This is a genomic window from Pseudoalteromonas sp. meg-B1 (assembly GCF_003173795.1).
Lineage (GTDB): Bacteria > Pseudomonadota > Gammaproteobacteria > Enterobacterales > Alteromonadaceae > Pseudoalteromonas > Pseudoalteromonas undina.
Window position 1 is genome coordinate 1,673,561 of record NZ_QGQU01000001.1, and the last position, 19,972, is coordinate 1,693,532.

At 39.4% G+C, this 19,972-nt stretch carries 15 protein-coding genes; 11 read left to right on the top strand and 4 right to left on the bottom strand.

The genetic code is table 11. The features are described 5' to 3' along the window. Positions 1–478 precede the first annotated feature (478 nt). Together rne and DK924_RS07980 are read left to right on the top strand one after the other, a co-directional pair. Positions 479–3,730, top strand: coding sequence for a ribonuclease E (gene rne, locus DK924_RS07975; protein WP_109874824.1), 3,252 nt, complete (start codon positions 479–481; stop codon positions 3,728–3,730). Between the two features lie 388 nt (positions 3,731–4,118). Continuing rightward, positions 4,119–5,297: a hypothetical protein gene (locus tag DK924_RS07980; RefSeq protein ID WP_109874825.1), complete on the top strand. Its 1,179-nt coding sequence runs from the start codon at positions 4,119–4,121 to the stop codon at positions 5,295–5,297. Between the two features lie 62 nt (positions 5,298–5,359). On the opposite strand, the gene yejK is transcribed toward DK924_RS07980, so the two are convergent. Beyond that, positions 5,360–6,376 (bottom strand): nucleoid-associated protein YejK, encoded by a 1,017-nt coding sequence (yejK, locus tag DK924_RS07985; protein WP_109874826.1) that lies wholly within the window; start codon positions 6,374–6,376, stop codon positions 5,360–5,362. Between the two features lie 63 nt (positions 6,377–6,439). On the opposite strand from yejK, the gene DK924_RS07990 reads away from it, so the two are divergent. The 6 genes from DK924_RS07990 to DK924_RS08015 all read left to right on the top strand — a co-directional run bounded on the left by DK924_RS07990 (position 6,440) and on the right by DK924_RS08015 (position 12,263). Next, positions 6,440–6,652, top strand: coding sequence for a DUF1414 domain-containing protein (locus tag DK924_RS07990; RefSeq protein WP_008109847.1), 213 nt, complete (start codon positions 6,440–6,442; stop codon positions 6,650–6,652). A gap of 5 nt (positions 6,653–6,657) precedes the next feature. Further along, positions 6,658–8,154: a DUF3413 domain-containing protein gene (locus tag DK924_RS07995; protein ID WP_055011785.1), complete on the top strand. Its 1,497-nt coding sequence runs from the start codon at positions 6,658–6,660 to the stop codon at positions 8,152–8,154. 145 nt (positions 8,155–8,299) lie between these two features. Further along, on the top strand, positions 8,300–8,791 hold the full coding sequence (locus DK924_RS08000) for a DUF4124 domain-containing protein (protein WP_109874827.1): 492 nt from the start codon (positions 8,300–8,302) through the stop codon (positions 8,789–8,791). A 183-nt stretch (positions 8,792–8,974) separates the two neighbouring features. Beyond that, entirely contained in the window at positions 8,975–10,693 is a 1,719-nt protein-coding gene (gene aceK / locus DK924_RS08005) for a bifunctional isocitrate dehydrogenase kinase/phosphatase (RefSeq protein ID WP_109874828.1), read from the top strand. A 16-nt stretch (positions 10,694–10,709) separates the two neighbouring features. After that, positions 10,710–11,648: a LysR family transcriptional regulator gene (locus DK924_RS08010; protein WP_008468187.1), complete on the top strand. Its 939-nt coding sequence runs from the start codon at positions 10,710–10,712 to the stop codon at positions 11,646–11,648. 171 nt (positions 11,649–11,819) lie between these two features. Continuing rightward, positions 11,820–12,263 (top strand): PA2169 family four-helix-bundle protein, encoded by a 444-nt coding sequence (locus tag DK924_RS08015; protein WP_008468186.1) that lies wholly within the window; start codon positions 11,820–11,822, stop codon positions 12,261–12,263. Positions 12,264–12,328: 65 nt separating this feature from the next. Here DK924_RS08015 and DK924_RS08020 read toward each other — a convergent pair whose 3' ends face one another. Genes DK924_RS08020 through DK924_RS08030 form a run of 3 tightly spaced genes read right to left on the bottom strand, consistent with a single transcriptional unit; the run spans position 12,329 to position 17,001 of the window. Continuing rightward, positions 12,329–15,361 (bottom strand): TonB-dependent siderophore receptor, encoded by a 3,033-nt coding sequence (locus tag DK924_RS08020; RefSeq protein ID WP_109874829.1) that lies wholly within the window; start codon positions 15,359–15,361, stop codon positions 12,329–12,331. A 9-nt stretch (positions 15,362–15,370) separates the two neighbouring features. Next, entirely contained in the window at positions 15,371–16,447 is a 1,077-nt protein-coding gene (locus DK924_RS08025) for a FecR family protein (RefSeq protein ID WP_109874830.1), read from the bottom strand. Next, positions 16,444–17,001, bottom strand: coding sequence for an RNA polymerase sigma factor (locus DK924_RS08030; protein WP_109874831.1), 558 nt, complete (start codon positions 16,999–17,001; stop codon positions 16,444–16,446). The genes DK924_RS08025 and DK924_RS08030 overlap by 4 nt, the downstream gene beginning before the upstream one ends. 287 nt (positions 17,002–17,288) lie before the next feature. On the opposite strand from DK924_RS08030, the gene DK924_RS08035 reads away from it, so the two are divergent. The 3 genes from DK924_RS08035 (at position 17,289) to DK924_RS08045 (ending at position 19,957) form a co-directional block, all read left to right on the top strand. Then, the gene (locus tag DK924_RS08035; protein ID WP_109874832.1) at positions 17,289–17,891 is read left to right on the top strand and encodes a PilZ domain-containing protein; all 603 of its coding nucleotides are present in this window, start codon (positions 17,289–17,291) and stop codon (positions 17,889–17,891) included. A 120-nt stretch (positions 17,892–18,011) separates the two neighbouring features. Then, positions 18,012–19,067, top strand: a complete 1,056-nt coding sequence (locus tag DK924_RS08040) for an agmatine/peptidylarginine deiminase (protein ID WP_109874833.1) — start codon at positions 18,012–18,014, stop codon at positions 19,065–19,067. Then, a complete protein-coding gene (locus tag DK924_RS08045; protein ID WP_010389610.1) occupies positions 19,064–19,957 on the top strand; it encodes a carbon-nitrogen hydrolase in 894 nt (297 codons plus the stop codon). The genes DK924_RS08040 and DK924_RS08045 overlap by 4 nt, the downstream gene beginning before the upstream one ends. The last annotated feature ends 15 nt before the right edge of the window (positions 19,958–19,972 follow it).

A 19,972-nucleotide genomic window follows, 5' to 3' on the forward strand; every position in this document is an offset into this window, starting at 1 on the left:
TAATTTGTCTGATAGTGACGGCGTAAAAACACGCCGTTCAGAATTCGCTCAAATATTGTAGTAGTACCGTACAGCAGCTTATTTAGAACTAAAAAAATCTAATAAATAAGCGTTCATTAACATCGGTAGCGATTTTTGCTCATAAAATAGATAACGGTAGTTTTAAAAACGAAACTATGGTTTGAACCTAAAGAGCCCTACGCACCTAATATGAATGCATTTAACAAGATTGATATGACAGGCCAACTTCTGGATAAAACGTGTATTGAGCTAAATAGCCGACACATTTGAATCCTTTTAGAATTTAATAGCGTGATAACACCCTATTGTTTGCCGGCATTTAAAATACTGCGTACCAAAATACAGAGCCGTTCCGTTAAAGACCCAGTCGTGAGGCTGCACATTCTAAAAATAGGAACACCTGAACAGGCGAGAAAAACATCGTCATGTCAGCGACATAAACTAGTAGAGTAACATTATGAAACGTATGCTAATCAATGCAACGCAGCAAGAAGAAATGCGCGTAGCACTGGTTGACGGCCAGCGCCTATATGATTTAGATATAGAAAGCCCAGGTCACGAACAGAAAAAAGCCAATATTTACAAAGGCAAAATCACACGTATTGAACCATCTTTAGAAGCGGCATTTGTTGACTACGGTGCTGATCGTCATGGTTTCCTTCCATTAAAAGAAATTGCTCGTACTTACTTCCCGCAAGGTTACACCTTCCATGGTCGTCCGAATATTCGCGACGTGATCAAAGAAGGTCAAGAAGTAATCGTACAAGTTGATAAAGAAGAGCGCGGCCAAAAAGGTGCAGCATTAACTACCTTTATCAGTGTTGCCGGCAGCTACTTAGTGCTTATGCCTAACAACCCTCGTGCTGGCGGTATTTCTCGCCGTATCGAAGGTGATGAGCGTACTGAACTTAAAGAGTCGCTAAGCCGCCTAGAACTACCTAAAGGTATGGGCTTAATTGTACGTACTGCGGGTGTTGGTAAATCGTTTGAAGAACTAAACTACGATTTAAAAGCATTATTAGTTCACTGGGAAGCCATTCAACAAGCGGCAGACAGTGCTAAAGCACCATTCTTAATTCACCAAGAAAGTAACGTGATTTTCCGCGCTATTCGCGACTATTTACGTCGTGACATTGGTGAAATTTTAATTGATAAGCCACGTGTTTTTGAAGAAGCTAAAGCGCACATTGAGCGTTTTCGTCCTGACTTTATGAGCCGCGTTAAGCTTTATCAAGGTGACACACCATTATTTACGCATTACCAAATTGAAAGCCAAATTGAGTCTGCGTTCCAACGTGAAGTGCGTTTACCGTCAGGCGGTTCAATTGTTATTGACCCTACTGAAGCACTTACCTCTATTGATATCAACTCGTCTAAAGCAACAAAAGGCGGTGATATTGAAGAAACAGCACTTAACACCAACCTAGAAGCAGCGGATGAAATTGCACGTCAACTTCGTTTACGTGACTTGGGTGGTTTAATTGTTATCGACTTTATTGATATGACACCTCCACGTCATCAACGTGAAGTAGAAAACCGCTTAAAAGATGCTGCTCGCCCAGACCGTGCCCGTGTACAAATTGGCAAAATTTCGCGCTTTGGTTTACTTGAAATGTCGCGTCAGCGCTTACGCCCTTCACTAGGTGAAGCAAGCCAAGGTGTTTGTCCACGTTGTAGTGGTCAAGGTACTATTCGTTCAAACGAGTCAATTGCACTATCAATTTTACGCTTGATTGAAGAAGAAGCGATTAAAGACAACACTGCACAAGTAAACGCACAAGTGCCTGTTGCCGTTGCCGCTTATTTATTAAATGAGCAGCGTCGTAGCGTTCACCGCATTGAAAAGCATCATAAATGTGATGTAGTGATTATTCCTAATCAACACATGGAAACACCACATTACGAAGTTATGCGTTTACGTAAAGACGAAACACTTGAAACAGTAAGTTATGAGCAAGTTGTTGCGCCTGAGCCTGAAGCATTTGAAATGTCTAAATCGCCTGCAGCACCTGTACGTGAAGAGCCGAAGCTTAAAGGTGTCGTTATGCCTTCTAGCCCTGCTCCACAAGCAGCAGCAAAAGCAGCGCCGGTAGTAGAAGCAAAAGCTGAAATTGGCTTATTTACTGCACTTGGTAAATGGATTAAGTCGTTATTTGCAAGTGAAAGTGAGCAAACAACACAAGAGTCTACAGATAAGAAATCTCAAGAGCGTACCAATAACAACCGTGGCAATGATAATCGTCGTCGAAACAACAACCAACGTCGTCGCAATAATAACCCACGTAATAAACCACGCAACGAACGTAATACAGATTCTGAAACTAAAAATGAGTCAGCACCTGTAAATGATACGCAAGAAAAGAATGAAAACCGCAATAAGCGCCGTCGTAATTCAAATACGCGTAAACGTCCTGAGCATAAAACAGAAGATAAAACGCAAGTAAAAGCAGAGGCAACTCAAAAAGCGGATACTGCACCTAAATCTGATAAGAATGCTGAGCCAAAAGAGCAAAAGCCTAAAGTACGTCGTCAACGTCGTAATTTACGCAAAAAAGTTCGCGTACAAGACGAAAGTGCTGAGCAAGTTCAAACAATAGAACAAGCTGTTGAGCAACCTGTGGTGAAAGAAGAAAAGCCACAAGTGAAAGAGCAAGCACCGGTTGTTGAAAAGCAAACGCCTGTATCAGATGAAAAAGCACCTGCACCTGCTAAAGAACAAGCAGAAGCTGTTGTTGATTCAAACGATAACGCAGTATCACAAGATGAAGAACAAGAGCAAACACGCACTCGTTCACGTCGTTCACCACGTCATCTTCGTGCATCAGGTCAGCGTCGTCGTCGCCCTGAAGGTGAAAACGCGCAAGAAAAGTCTGATGAAGCGCCTGCGTTTGTACCCGTTGCTGATCAAGCTGCAGCTGAATATGAAGCAGAGCTAAAAGCAAAAGCACATAAAACGGCCGTTGATGCCTCTGATGCAGTTGAACAAAACATTGTTGAAGAAGAGTTAGCGAAAACTGAAGAACCAGTAAAAACTGAAGAACCAGTAAAAACTGAAGAACCAGTAAAAACTGAAGAACCAGTAAAAACTGAAGAACCAGTGAAAGCTGAAGAACCAGTGAAAACTGAAGAACCAGTGAAAGCTGAAGAACCAGTGAAAGCTGAAGAGCTAGTTAAAACTGAAGAACCAGTAAAAACTGAAGAACCAGTGCAAACTGAAGAACCAGTGAAAGCTGAAGAACCAGTGAAAGCTGAAGAACCAGTGAAAGCTGAAGAACCAGTGAAAACTGAGGAACCAGTAAAAACTGAAGAACCAGTAAAAACTGAAGAACCAGTGCAAACTGAAGAGCCAGTAAAAACTGAAGAACAAGTGCAAACTGAAGAAGTCGCTGTTGAAGCTGAAACCGCACCGGTTAGTGCTACTGAAACACCTGTAGAAGCTAAAGAAGCGCCTGTAGTTGAAAGTCAGCCTGAGAAAGTGTCGCAAGCGAGCTCAGCTAATGTAAACGCTAAAACAGTGATTACAGCTGGACATGCAAGTGCGCCAATGGCACAGCCAACACCTGTAGCTGATAGCGAAATCAAGCATACATCAGTTGCAATGGCACATGACAAACGTGAGTTAATCCCTGACAGTGGCCTTCGCCCTGGCTCGGTAAAACCTGCTGGTCGTGCAAGCTCAGCAATGACTAAAACACTTAATGCTGAATAAGCACTAAGTTTAGTTAACAGCTAAAAAAACCGCGTTAATTGATTTTAACGCGGTTTTTTAATGCCTGACTTAAACCCTCCCCACCCAAATAATAGCTTCAATGCAAGTTTTAACAACTCCATGAAAACCTTAAGCATTATCATTTTTTAGGAAAACTTGGAACTTTAATAATACTTTACTATAATAAATGAAGTTAAATTACATAAAAACAAACCATAAAGTACCAAAAAAATATTATTTGAAATTAAAATGTCACCTTACGATATATAGATCAAGCAAAGCTACGGAAATGGCTAAGTTAAATATTAGAGAAGAGGGATCCATAAATAACTTACAGCAAATTAAGAATTAGTATAAATACTACTGAATTAAGTGGAGATACATTGAAATGCCTATCCAAAACTTTGTATTGAGGACTTTATTAGCCTTCGCTACTTTAATAAACTCTTTATTTATATTCGCTGATACCGCAATACAGTTTAATGGTAAGGATAGTTACGCTGATATTAATATGTGGCAACCTACAGGTGCTTTTAAAGTCGTTGTTTGGCTTGGAACAGTGCCTGATTCAAATGAAAAAGTTATCCTATTATCTAACTCAATAAGCAAAGAGTTTATTTCGTTCACAGCAAATAGCATACAATTACAATTTGGCTCAGATTATCCGGGTATATGGAATAAAATGCACTTTGAGGATACTCGCTTTCTTGAGATTACCGTAAAAAAAGGAGAACTAACAGTCTCTGATGGTATTAATATTGCAAATATGAAAAGTCCAGCCATTAGACCTACTTCAGTATCATATGACTGGCTATTCAGGCGTTCAATAAGTTACTCTGAAGGTGCGTTACAAGCCTTAGCCTTAATAGATTTAAATGATCATACAAACAGTAGAAATATGGGCTTTACTGATAATGGTAACGCTTCAGTCATATCTCAGAATGGAGATGCTCATTTATATTTACACAATGTTACTCAAAATGATCTTATCACAGGTCTTGAAGTACCACGCCCCAACCTCCCTCAAGCCACTAATGTTCGAGAATTAACTGAAAAAATCTTAGAACGATATCCGAACCGCCCTATGATTGATAGTAACGATAACAACGGAAATGAGTATGCTTGGCAAGGCAACTACTGGATTCGTGCTTATCTACACTTTTATTCTGTAACACAAGATATAAAATATATAAATTGGGCTATAGAATTAGCTAATAAGATGCTCAACGATACAGATCAAGAGCGCGCGACGAGACAAGCTAATTTTATTAATGACTATACCCGAGCCCCTAAAGCATTACTTATAAATCGTGACTTATTAGCACCAGGATGGAAACAACCTACACAAGGGTCAAGTGTTGAAGTATTATCAGATGGTATGATTCTAAATGCAGTTATGCGCTTAGTTGATACAATTAAAGAGCAAAAATTAATTGAATATGATGCAACGGCAAATAACTATATGAGCAAGGCTGTAAAAATAATCAAAAGCCATGATAACTCCTTTAGTGTAACAAAAAATACTGCAATCAATGGTAGCTATTTTTATGTTAATCCAAAAGGTTAATGCCGAAGATTTGCATCACAGTAAAAGTGATGCAAAAATATGAGAGTTAGTGGGGCTTGCACTTAATCTTGCTCTTGTTCCATAAACCGCTGTAATTGATCTTTTAGGTTTGGCGGAATGCCTTTTATTACCAGTGTATCTGTTGCTTCGTTGTATGTTACACGCTCACCTAAATGCTTACGCTCAAAGCTAATGCTCACACCGCCACCTAAGCCTGAAAACTTCACCATACTCGTTACTGTTTTCTTATCGACTGGAAATGACTCTTCTAGGTCATAGCTTTGCTCTTTACAAAAGCTCTCAAACGGGTTGTCGTCGCCTTTGGTCAGCGTTGCTGAAAGCTCACTTACGTTGGCTTCTTCGCCTGTGGTGACACAGTCATTACAATAATCAAATACTTGCTTACGTAAATCGTCTTTTTCAGACTTATCAAATTCTTGCTCTGATAAGTAGTCTTCTACCGCGCTTAGCATTACTTGGCTTTGTTGCTTCGGATCAATGCCCTCTTCACAACCTAAGAAATCTAAAAAGAAGTCAGCCACTTTTCGCCCTGCACGACCTTTAATAAACGAAATATATCGATTGTCGTCTGCTTGGGTATCCCATGCGGTTAAATCAATGCGAGCAGCCAATTGCATACGCGAAATATCTAAATGGCGCGATGCGGCTAAATCAAGCTCTGAAGTCATGGAGTAGTGCTCTTTAATGTTGATCATGGCAATCAACATATAATCAGTAGCCACGTACTGATAATGACAAAATACTAAGTAGCCAGTTTCATTAAAGGCGTATTTATCTAACTCTTCTTTTAATACCGTTGATGCCTGCTCGGTCATATGCCAAAAGCCAAGCTCATTATTACGATAGCTTTGCATAGTAGAGGCAACAATACTGTTTTTTTCACCACTAAAAGCACAAAAACCTTTGCCTGGCTTGCCGTTGTAGGCGTGGTGTAATTGCTCAATGAATACAGCAACTTTGTCGTTGATCATCATTTCGTCGTTGCGAAGGTGAATTTGGGTGTCGTCATCTTTTTTGTCTACATAGTGCACGACTAATTTTTTAACATCTATTGCCATCTTTGTTTTTCACGCCTCTGGTGTTAAAATACGGGAATATAACTATTTTTATTGAACCAACTGATGCCAATCTTATCAAAATACTCTAATGAAGAAGTAGAACAAATCGTCGATCAGCTTATTGATGTTTTATCAAAACACAATGCGCCGGTTGATTTAAGTCTTATGTGTTTAGGAAATTCTATCACGCATATCTTAAAAGAGCATGTACCAACAGGGAAAAGACAAGCTGTTACTGAGAACTTTGCAAAAGCACTCGCTCAGTCGGTTAAATAAACTCTATGAATTTATCGCAGCATAACCAGTTTTCATCGAAAGCAAGTCAATTATTAAGTTGGGGCCATTGGTTTACATTTGCCAATATTGGTTTAGCGCTTTTAATTAGCTTAAGCTATTTATTTGCCGACTCACCGCCCACTACTTATATAGGTATCACTTATATGGTGGTTACGTGGCTAAGCCACACCAGCTTTATTGCCTTTTTAGCGTTTGTGCTGACGGTTTTTCCTTTAAGTTTAGTGTTTCCCTATCCGCAGCATATTCGTGGTATGGCGGCAGTGATAGCAACAATAGGTGCTTCAATACTGACTTTGGACGCTTATGTGTATTTTAACTTGGGCTATCACTTAAATGCCTCGGCGCTGCCTGAAATTATTTCGTTGTTGTGGCACCGCTTAACAAATTCACCTGCGCTTACTACCTTGCTTGCTGGCAGTATTGTGTTACTTATTTTAGGCTTTCAGCTTACGGTTAGTAACTTTACTTGGCACCATTTAGGGCGTTTAAAGCAATTTAAATTTGCGCGTTATGCCGGTTCTTTTTTAGTTATCTGTTTTGCCTTAAGCCACAGTATTCATATTTGGGCTGATGCAAATTTAAAATTTGATATCACAAAACAAGATAACGTATTACCGCTTTCGTACCCGACTACGGCAAAGAGCTTACTCGCTAAAAACGATTTGCTGGATGTTGAAAGCTACGAGCAAGCACATAATGTTAAAATTAATAACCAAGGTATTAATTACCAAATACCTACCCCATTAGCAAAATGTGAAGATTACAACGCAGCTAAAGTTGATATTTTAGTGTTTGATAATGACGAACAGTTAGCAAAATTTGTTGCTAGCAAAAAAGGCATTTATAAAAATCAGCAGTTTTTACAACCCACAGATCATAGCGACATGCTATTTGGTTTGGTGTATGGCCTGCCTGCATTTTATAAAACCGATATTATTGAGCAACAAACGTTACCTGTTTGGCAAAGCCAACGCCGTAGTGTAGAAGTATTTGGTATTGATGAACTGAGCTTTATTAACGAGCAAGCACACAAAGATGGCGCAATCAGGGTTATTAAAGCGAATGAAAATACGACTGTACGCGATGACACTACTGAGTTTTTTGCATTTAGTGTGTCTCAAAACAGCAATGAAATAGTGACCACGTCAACCTTGTATAGCTCAGATAAGTTTATTTCTAAAGTGAATGGCTTAATTCAACCTAGTGACATTCTTGCTACTAGCCTTGGCCAATACTTAAACTGTAATACGCTTGCAGAGCAGACAATGTTAGGGAAAAATTTATACAATAAAAGTAATAACATTGGCGTTAATTACTCACAAGGCGTCGTAATTGCTTATAAAAAAGATAGAATTACGCTGATTGATCGTGATGGAAACTTTAGAAATATTTCCGCAGCTGAAGGGTTTTCAATTGAGCAAGGACTTGATATTCCGTTTTTAGTGCACAGTATTAAAAAGCTTAAAACATTTTCTCAATAGCACCTCATAATACGAGCGAGTCATTAAAACTGACTCGCTTAGTTTCTGTTATTACTCCTTTGCACTTGCTATCCCCCCAAGCTAGGTTATAGTTTTTATCATTAAAAATTATTAACTCGATCAGAATATACAAAGGATAATCATTATGTTCAGCGTTATTAATCTGATCATTACTGTCTGTATTTTATGTTTTAGCTCTCTTGCATTAGCTCAAACCACCTATTACAAATGCGTAACCCCAGAAGGGACTACTTTTTCACAATTACCCTGTAGTAACAATGCAACCGTTCATAAAATAACTGCCACTGAGCCAAAACAAGCAGGTGAAGAAATAAACTACACTAAGCAGTTAAACGAACTTGAACGCGACACCATAATTACTAACTTAGAGGCGGAGCTACGCAGTAACCAGCATAAACTCGCTATACTTTCGCGAGAGAAAGACAGAGCTGATTTTAAACAACAACAGCGGTTAAATCATATATTAAGTGCCGATGATAAAAAACGAATTAGTAAAGATATTAAAAAAACGCAAAAAAGTTTAGATAAGCAGTATAAGAAAGATAAAACGTTAATTGAAAAGCGAATTAAGAAATTACAAAAAAAGATTGATGCCTACCAAGCAGACTCTAATTAACTTAAATAAATATCATCTTAATTAGCTTGGTTTTAAACATAAAATAACATACCCTTAACAACCGTAGAGTACGAACTCTAATACGTGTTTAGTGATGCAATTTCCTTTGACCCGCTTTTACAAATTAAATGGTATCCACCGGCACTTTGCTAAACACCTAAAGGCGTCAATTAAGGAGTACTGATGCAACCACGCCAAATTGCTGAGTTAATTTTAACCGGATTTAAAAAACATTACCTGCTGTTTCAAAGAACAACAGCAAAAGCACCTTATGCGTTTGCTAAAAGAGATTGGCAAGCAATCAATGATATTAGCCGCCTACGTATTAGCTATTATGATGATCGAGTTAACGAAACCACAAAAACCTTACGTGAACGCCAACAAACAGACCAGCTAAACGAAAGTTTATGGCTTGAAGTAAAAAAAATTTACCAGCATTTTTTATGTTTTCACCCGCAGGCTGAGCTTGCCGAAACATTTTATAATTCTGTATTTTGCCGCTTATACCACCGCCGCTATTTTCATAACGACTTTATTTTTGTTGAAGCGACACTCAAAGATGCGCCCTCAGTGCCTGTAGAAGCAGAATACAGAAGCTACTTCCCCGTCGTGGATGGTTTAAAACCAACAATTAAACGTATTATTAACCACTTTGATTTTAAAGCCGATTTTGTCAACCTTGAGCGTGATATTCGTTTATTAGTAAAAGCGTTTTATAAGCAAGCTCCCGATACTCACCACCAGCATTGGCAAATGCGTTTTGATATATTACACACGCCGTTTTACCGCAATAAAGCCGCGTATATTGTAGGACGTGTCGTTTCGCAAAGCGGCGTTCAACCTTTTATCATTGCGGTACTACACCATGAAGATAAGGGGTTATATCTTGATGCCCTACTGACTAAGTCATCGCAAATGCGAGTAATTTTTGGCTTTGCACGAGCTTACTTTATGGTAGAAACTCACGCTCCCTCAGCGTTAGTGCGGTTTTTAAACCAACTCATGCCGAATAAAACCCTCGCCGAGCTTTACAACGCCATAGGCTTTCATAAACAAGGTAAAACCGAGTTTTATCGTGAGTTTTTAAATCATTTAACCCATTCTAATGATGAATTTACCATTGCTCCAGGTACACCGGGTATGGTGATGATGGTATTCACCCTGCCCTCATTTGGTTATGTATTTAAAGTCATCAAAGATAAATTTGGCGAAAGTAAGCCATTTGGTCGCGAAACGGTATTAAAACGCTATCAACTGGTTAAAAGTCATGACCGTGTTGGCCGAATGGCCGACACCATAGAGTATTCAAACGTCGTATTTCCTTTGGCACGATTTGATAGTAACTTGTTAGCACAGTTGCACAAAACCATTGGCTCATCGATGGTGATTGAGGGTGACTGGTTAATCATAAAACATTTATACATTGAACGGCGAATGACACCGCTTAATTTGTTTTTAGAAAATGCAGACGAAAAAAGTGCCGCCGATGCCATTGAAGAGTATGGGCAGGCGCTTAAAGAAATGATTGCCGTGAATATTTTCCCTGGCGATATGCTGTTAAAGAACTTTGGTGTAAGTAAGCACAAACGGATTATTTTTTATGATTACGATGAAGTGCAATATTTAACAGACATGAACTTTAGAGCGCTACCTAAAGCAAAAAGTTATGACGATTATTTAATGGACGAACAAAGTTACTCTGTTGCACCTCAAGATGTATTTCCAGAGCAGCTATGTACCTTTGTAATGCCTAATCCAACATATAAACAATTTTTAACTAGCACGCACCCTGAATTACTTGATGTTAACTTTTGGAAACAAGCACAACAAAATATAAAAAATGGAAAGGTGAGTCATATTTACCCCTATCCTACAGCACAGCGTTTTATCCATTATTGGTAAACGTTAAGGACACACAATGAATATAAGTAAAATAGATTTAAATTTACTGGTTTACCTCGATACATTACTGCGCGAATGTAATGTTACTCGTGCTGCAAACCAGCTTAGCATTACTCAACCGGCAATGAGTAACGGACTTAAGCGCCTACGTAACCTTTTTAATGATCCTATTTTAGTGCGTACCAGCGATGGTATGGTACCGACTGAGCGTGCTATTGAGTTGCAGCCTGTAATTCGTGGAATTTTGATGACCCTTGAAGAAACGCTGGCACCTAATCGTGAGTTTGAAGCTAAACAAAGTAAGCGAGTGTTTAGGATCATGGCCAGTGATTACGCGGCCAGTACCATGGCACCGCGTTTATTAGGGAAACTACACGAAGAAGCGCCCGACACCACCTTAGATATTTTAACTCCTAGTGATGTTACCTTTCACGATGTTGAAAACGGTAAAGTTGATATGGCAATTAACCGCTTTGAAAATTTACCACAATCGTTTCATCATAAACGTATTTGGAAAGACAGCTTTTGTTGTTTAGTAAAATCAGATAACCCCATTATTGAAAACTTTAGCCTAGACAGCTATTTAAAAGCTCGCCATATTTGGGTAAGTAAAACAGGCTTTGGTGTTGGTGTGGGGATGGACCCTAAAGATGTGCAAAAGCTGGGCTGGGTTGATGAGGCACTGGCGCATTTTGGGAAACACCGTAATATTGCCACTTTTACTCGTAACTACCATGTGGCTGTTCACTTAGCCAAAGAGAAAAATTTAGTTGCGACTTTGCCCTCAAAAGCGGCCAATATTTATTTAGACGATCCTGGGCTTAAAATACTGGAGCCCCCCTTTCCTATCCCGCCATTTGAGCTTGATATGATATGGAGTCCTTTATTACACAGAGACGCTAGTCATATTTGGTTACGCCAAAAAGTAGCTGAAGTAGCGGATGAGCTAAAATAACCTTCTTACATACCTTAATGTAAAATTTGCTTGCTAACGCTCAGTTAGCAAGCCTACCAAACTATTAAAAAAAATTAAAAACCATCAAATACAAAAGCTTAAAAAAAAAACCTACTTGGAATAGCGCTTGCTTAACAATGACTGTATTTTAAATTAACAGAGGTCATTATTATGAGCACCCATCAAGGACAAGAAATTAATCACATTACCGACATTATCCAAGTAATGAATAGCGGCATCGACTTTTACCAAACAGCACAAGATAAAGTACAAGACCCCGCTATAGGTGCCCTATTTCAACGTATGATTGACGCTCGTAAAGTCAGTGTGGAGAGTTTACAACCTTACGCAATCAATCAACAAGGTGAGCGCGAAGATGGCTCGTCGTTTGTTGTAGAAGCACGCCGTGCATTTACTACTTTGATTAGTAAATTTGCTAACGATAACGATCAAACCTACGTTAAAGAGCTTGAGGAAGTAGAAGATAAAACCTTAGAAGAAATTAAAGTAGCGTTGAAAAAGCCTCAGTCTCACGATTGTGAAGCAGCATTATCAAAGGTATTACTTACCATGCAAAGCTGCCATGCTGAAATGAGTAAAATGCAAAAACATTAAGTTTAAAAACGATAAAAGGGCCTTACGGCCCTTTGGTTGTTAAATAACAATAGGAGAGTTATTAATTAAAAGCGGTACTCTGCACCTACGTAGTAGTAAGCACCGTTGAAGCCAAATGGCGCTGAACGACGTGAGTACTTAAATACACCATCGCTGCTGACAATGGTGTTACCTTGAGCATCTACAATTGTGCCTGAACGTGAATTACCTATGGTGTTTTCATCTGGGTAAACATCAAATAAGTTATTTGCGCCAATATTTACTGATAAATCATCAGTCACAAAATAGTTTACTTTAATATCCGTTAAAATTTCAGCACCGTAAGTCTGGCGGCCGCCATCTTCAACTGTGTACTCACCAAAACGGTTAAGCGATAGGTTTACGGTCCAGTCGTCGCGACGATAAAGTGCACTTAAGTTAATTCGATCTTCTGGTTGCCATTCTTCAATAATAGAAATTTCTTGATCAGAAAACACATCATCGACTGGCACGGTTTCAAGGCCAGAACCGGCAGGTGTAAATAGAGACACCACATCGGTTTCGGTAAAGTTAGCCGCTAAAGTAAAATCAAGCGTGCCACCTAGGCCTTCTGTATTCCATGTAGCCACAAAGTCGATACCTTGTGTCTCAGTGTCAGCGCCATTTAAGAAAAACTGCCCTGCACCTGCACCCGAGCTCAGTAACGCGGCATCAAGGCTGCTTGATAAGCCTTTACCTAAGCGATTACTGATTACAATACGGTCGTCAATATCGATTGAGTAGTAATCTAAGGTTACATTAATATTATCGCTTACGTTATAAACGATACCTAAACTGCGGTTTTGAGATTTCTCTTCTGTGAGCTTAGGAATACCTAAACTTTGCGCAAGGGTTGAATCGTTTCTAAAGGTCCCTACTTCTTCAGCCACTAAATTGCCATTAGGGCCTACAACAAACTGTGTGCTGATGTTGTTAAAATACAACTGTTGCATTGAAGGTGCTCTAAAGCCTGAGCTTAGCGCACCACGAAGTGAAATATCTTCAGTTACTGACCAGTTACCGGCTAGTTTAAAGTTAACTGTATCGCCAAACCCTTTGTAATTGTCGTAACGTAACGCCCCTGAGATAATTACATCTTCAATAACGTAAGCTTCAGCGTCTAAGTAAAACGAGATCACATCACGTGACTCATCAACCGACGACGCTGGCGATGAACCACCAAAGCCTTGTGTGCCACCGGATGCGTTTTCGCTGCCAATACCACCGCTTAGTCCATCGTAAATATTAACACCATTGTTGGTATCGTAATCGCGATATGCATATTCACTACCCTCTAAAATTCGGTACTCATCGGTACGAATTTCAGCACCCATTGCCAATGAGTAATCATCAAAATTTTGAGTAAAATCAAGATTGATCGTTTGCAATGATAGCTCCATGCCATAAGCATAACCTTGGCGTGGAATCGTGGCGCGAATATCTGCTGCACTTAGGCCTTGATCATAACGTAAAAAATTCGCGTAAGAGCCGTTAATAGTATCGCTGGTTGTGTAGTCAATACTGTTTTCACCATAGGTGTACGATAAATCTAAGCTTGAGTCGTTATCAAATTCAGTTTTATAACCAAAGTTATAGGAAATATCATCAATCGTGGTGTTTATTTTAGGTAAAAAACCAGCTGGGATGGTTGCATCGCCATCTTGAAGTACCGGGTTACCACCTGCATTAGCATTATGGCGGAAAAATGCTGCTGATTCGTTATCACGAGTTGAATAGGTAATAAAACCGTATAGTTCACCCGCTCCTAATTCGTAGCCGGTGTTAACTGTTAAACCAAATTGTTGTGAATCAGCATCACCAATTCTGAATGTATCACGTGGTGCGGTTAATTCGCGTGGATCACCTGCAAGCAAGGTGCCATCAGAAAGTTCAGTACAGCCATAGAACTGACATGAGCCATGAAGGCCTGCACGGTTAGTTGGTGCACGATCACGGTAGTTAATAGTTGTATTTAAATAACCGTTATCACCTAAAGCAAAGCCTTTATTAAAGTCGATATTAACGGTTTCGCCATCACCTTCAGAGTACTCACCGTAGTTAACGGCCGCTTTACCACCTTCGCTGCCATCTTTTAGCACGATATTAATAACACCGGCAATTGCATCCGAACCATATTGAGCCGCAGCGCCATCGCGCAGCACTTCAATACGTTTAATGGCTGAGGCTGGAATCGCATTCATGTCAGTACCCGCAGTACCACGACCAACAGAAGTATTAATGTGGATAATACTGGCTTGATGACGACGCTTACCATTGATCAATACCAATGTTTGATCCGGGCCAAGGCCACGTAAGGTTGCGGGTCTTAATGCATCAGTACCGTCACTAATAGATGAACTTGAAAAGTTAAAAGAAGGTGCGATAGCTTGAAGCATGCGGCCAACTTCAGTTTGACCAGTATTTTCGAGTGCTTCTGCACTTAAAATATCAACGGGGACAGGTAAGTCTTCAACTGAACGTCCTGCGACACGACTACCTACAATAGCAATTTTTTCGATGTTTTGTTCTGCGCTTTGTTCAGCGGCATTTATTCCTTGTGAATTAACTGCAAGTAAAGCAGGTAATACAGCAGCACTAACTCCTGAAAGCTTCATCATGTTGTTATCTTTCCTATTGATTTGTTTGAGTTTAATACTCAGTAAACCATTTTGATCAACAACCGCATCGAGCTCAGTCTCAGCTAACAATGCGTTTAACGCATCGAGTTGAGAATAAAATCCATATAACGAATTTGCCTGGTACTGTTTAGCAAGTTCGTACGAAAAAACCACTGTTTGTTCAGTTTGCTTGGCAAATTCAATTAAGGCTTTGTCTGCTCGTTGCGCTTTTATATCAAACTGCATCATTTGTCCCTCAGTTTGACTCGCATGCACACTGATACTAAAAAACAGCGGTGCAACGAGTCCCAACGGGCTTAAATAACACATATGGTTACTGCGCAACTTATATAAACAGTTAGCAAACAAAAATCCTCTATAGGTTTTTATCATTTTTTTAATCTTTAAATTACTTTTTAAACCCTTATGAGTAACATTGATTAACAATGGCGTGATTTTCATTACCATTACCTATGACTTTTTTTGATATTTTAAACTAACAACATGCTCGCCTAAACGCTCATGCTCAATTGAAAAATTATTTTGTAAGCTCTCTAAAAGCCCTGCGACATCACCCGCTTTAAAAACGCCTGCCACTTTAATACGCGCTAATTCATCAGATGATAATTCAAATCGCGTGGCGGTATAACGGCTAACTTCGTTTAAGGCATCAACCAGTTGCTCGCCATTGAATATCAACATGCCATTTTGCCATGCTAAATCGCGTTGTACGTCATCAACCGATAGTTGTGTAATTGGTTTAGTTACGCTCTGTTCAATAATAGCTTTTTCACCCGATATCACTATATTGGCATTGATCTGGCGGATTTCGTGATTGCTGTTATCAGCTTGCTGATACGCTTTAAAATCGTCAGCATTAACGGCAACGCTAGGATCGGTGATCATCACTTTACCTTCAGTGACTACCAACTCGAGATCTGATGAGGTATTGCGCTGAACATTAAAGACTGTACCAAGTGCGGTAAAGCTTTTGTCACCCGCCATCACACTAAATGGTCGTGATGCATCTTTAGCTACGTTAAAACGCCCTTCTCCACGGCTTAGTAATAACTGTCTACGTCCTTGGCTATAAGCGACTTCTAGTGAACTATTAGTATTAAGCTGAACTATTGTGCCATCTGGTAAAACATAGGTTGCTTGCTCGCCAACCTTTGTTTTATAAATTTTTGTGTAATTTACTTTAGCTAAATTTTGGTTAAAGTTGCTCCCCATGTTCAGCAAAAAGTAGCTGCACATCATTAAAGCTGCAACAACACTTGCCGCAATACCGTATACATAAGCAGGCTTTGTTTTAATGCCTGCAGAGTGCTTATTAGGAAACAATACGCTGAGCTCGTTAAGCACACTTAAGTCATCCCATAATTGTGCTAATTCATATACCGCATTCTGATGAGCCGTGCTTTGTAGCATCCAAAGTTTGAATTGCTCTTGCTCTTGTATATTTAAGCCACGATCAATCGCACTTATCCATTGCGATGCTTTTTCTAAGATTAATTCTTTTGAAGTAAATTGATGGATGTTACTCATTTTACTGCCCTCACTATGTTCGCACTTTGTTGGCAATGTTCACTCTCATCTTGCACTTTATCGCGCATATATAGCATGGTGTTTAGTAGCCCTTTAGCAATGTGCTTTTCTACCGTACTTTGACTTAGCTGCATTTGCTGTGCGATCTCTTTTTGGCTCATCCCATATACTTTTTTTAATATAAAACATTTTCTCACTACAGGGCTTAGCTGCTCAGTAGCACGACAAAATAGTAAAAAACGTTCTTTGGAGGTGTATTCATCTTCTAATTGCATTGATTTAAGCAATTTAGGAAGTTCAGTTTCGTGATTTAAAGGAGTACTAAATTTATTATCCCATTTAGCTATATGATTTAGGGCGAGATGTTTAGCTGTTTTCAACATATAGCTGCGGGTGTATTGAATATCTTGTTTTAGCTCTGCTTCATAACTTTTAACAAAGGTTTCTTGAACAATATCATCAACATCGTCAGGTAACACAATTTTAGACACAAAGCGCCGCAGTTGCGTGGATATATCTGAGAATGTACTGGCTAATTTAATTCCTCGAGCCACGTGGGTAGTCCCTTGTTATTATTATTACGGTAAGATTACGAGTTTTATGGTTAATTACAAGGCATTTTGTTAATTATTGGTTATTTATTAGTTGCGAATATACGTACTCAGTATAAATGTATTAATATTTATTATATTCTTAATCATTATGGCTGTATTAAAAGTAGCACCCCTAGCGTTTTTATAGTGAAGCCAAACCCTTATTTAGCTTAATTTTTATTGGGTTGCTGTGTAGTAATTTAATAACCGCAACGCTACTATTAACGGATAGAGGCTAGGAGTTAAAAATGAATAATCAAAAATTAGCTGATTTTGAGCTTTACTTTCAAATTGAAGAGAGCAATCGCGTCAATCTATTTGCCGTAGATGACGCAGTGGTATCAAAAAGTTTGGCTGAACTAGACGCAGATATTCCGCCTTTATTTAAACTTGCTAACGAAGTCAGTAGTTTAGATCAAAGCGCTTTAGGCCCTTTGCGTAACTTAGGAGATATTGCCCAAGAACTGACGACGTTTTTACAAGCCCAGTCGCGTAAGATAGATTTGATCATGAGCCATATTTTAGCTTCAGAACAACCTGAAGATAACTCAATTTATTGCGATAGTTATGGCGGCGGCGGAATTAAATTTACCAGTGAACATTTGTACACATTAGGTCAGAAATTTCGTACCAAACTGTTTTTACAGCATGAAGCCTCTGCGGTGTATTGTTATAGCGAAGTTGTTGCTATAGAAAAACAAGACAATGAGCATTACCAGTATACCCTGCTGTTTGTATCAATAAGAGACAGTGATCAAGAGTTGGTTGTTAGAGCCAGTTTACATGCGCAAACACGCCAACTTAAAAAGCGCCAACAACTTGAAAAAGCGAAAGAGAGTTCAAACGAGTAACACGAGTGTTTATTTACCTGTTTAAATCGCTTTAAATTGTAGTTCAAACGTTTATTTAAAAGTGACTTAGCTGTAATTGAACTGCTAAACTAGCCCCATCTTTATTTGTATTAAAAATCCATGAACTTTAGACTTTTACCTGAATGGGCCGAGCAAGATGCTATTATGCTTACATGGCCTCATAAAAATACCGATTGGGCTGATAATTTAGCGCGTGTTGAACCCGTTTATATTGAACTTGCAAAACATATTACCGCGCAACAAGCCTTAGTGATTGTAGCTCATGATGAAGCATTAAAAACCCACATTAACTCATTACTAAATGATGCTGGTATTGAGCAGACCCGTGTATATTTTGTTGTTACTCCCACTAACGATACGTGGGCGCGCGACCATGGCCCACTTACGTGCAGCGCTATAGAAAAGCCAGATCAATTAAAAGTCTACGACTTTACCTTTAATGGCTGGGGTAATAAGTTTGAAAGTGTCCTTGATAATCAAATAAACCACACATTAGTTAAACAGCTAAGCAATACAAACAACCAGTATCAAGCCCTCGATATGGTGCTTGAAGGCGGTGGTATTGAAATTAATGAACATGGTGTATTGCTAACAACTAGCGAATGTTTACTGAATAAAAACCGTAACCCTGATTTAAACCCAAGTGACATAGAAGTACTTTTAAAAGCGCATTTAGGCGCTACTGATTTTTTATGGGTTGATCATGGTTATTTAGCCGGTGACGACACCGATAGCCACATTGATACGCTAGTGCGCTTTGCACCTAACAACACCCTTGTGTATGTAAAATGTGACGATAAAAGCGATGAGCATTTTAGCGCGCTAGATGCCATGGAAAAACAACTACAAAGCTTTAAAACTGCTGATAACACCCCATATAAGCTAATTGAGTTACCTTGGCCAAAAGCCGTGTATGACGATGAAAATACGCGTCTACCTGCCACCTATGCAAATTACTTAATTATAAATAACGCAGTATTAGTGCCTATTTATGACGATGTAAACGACCAACGTGCTTTAACACAAGTTCAAAAAGCATACCCAGAGCACACAATTATTGGTGTAAATTGCTTACCTATTATTGAGCAATTTGGCAGTCTTCACTGCATTACAATGCAATTACCTCGTGGATTTTTAGCTGGAGCAGCACAATGACAAGCCCTGCACATTTATCAGTTGCCTTAGTGCAACAAAGCAACAGTGACAACGCTGAACATAATATTGAAAAGTCAATTGCGGGCATTCGCGATGCAGCTAGTAAAGGCGCGCAACTTGTTGTATTACAAGAGTTACACCGCAGTTTATATTTTTGCCAAACCGAAGACGTTGATGTATTTGATTTGGCCGAAACAATACCAGGCCCAAGTAGCAACACTTTAGGCGAACTCGCAAAAGAGCTCGGTATTGTTATTGTAGCTTCATTATTTGAGAAACGTGCTACGGGTCTTTATCACAATACCGCCGTGGTGCTTGAAAAAGACGGCAGCATTGCAGGTAAATACCGTAAAATGCATATTCCAGACGACCCAGGGTTTTATGAAAAATTTTACTTTACTCCCGGGGACTTAGGCTTTGAGCCTATTCAAACCTCAGTCGGTAAGCTCGGCGTACTGGTGTGTTGGGACCAATGGTTTCCTGAAGCCGCGCGCTTAATGGCAATGGCCGGTGCTGAACTTTTAATTTACCCAACAGCCATTGGCTGGGATCCACGCGATGATAAAGACGAGCAAACTCGCCAAAAAGATGCTTGGGTTATTTCACAGCGAGCGCATGCAGTTGCTAATGGCGTTCCGGTGATTAGCTGTAATCGAGTTGGTCATGAAAGCGACCCTAGCGGTCAAAGTGACGGCATTCAATTTTGGGGCAACTCGTTTATTGCAGGCCCTCAAGGCGAGATGTTGGCAGAGGCTGATAACCAAAATGAACAAATATTAATGGTAAAACTTGATCAAAAACGTAGCGAGAACGTAAGACGTATTTGGCCGTATTTACGCGACCGTAGAATTGATCATTATCAAGATTTAACAAAAATTTACCGTGACTAAATAATAATGTGGCTC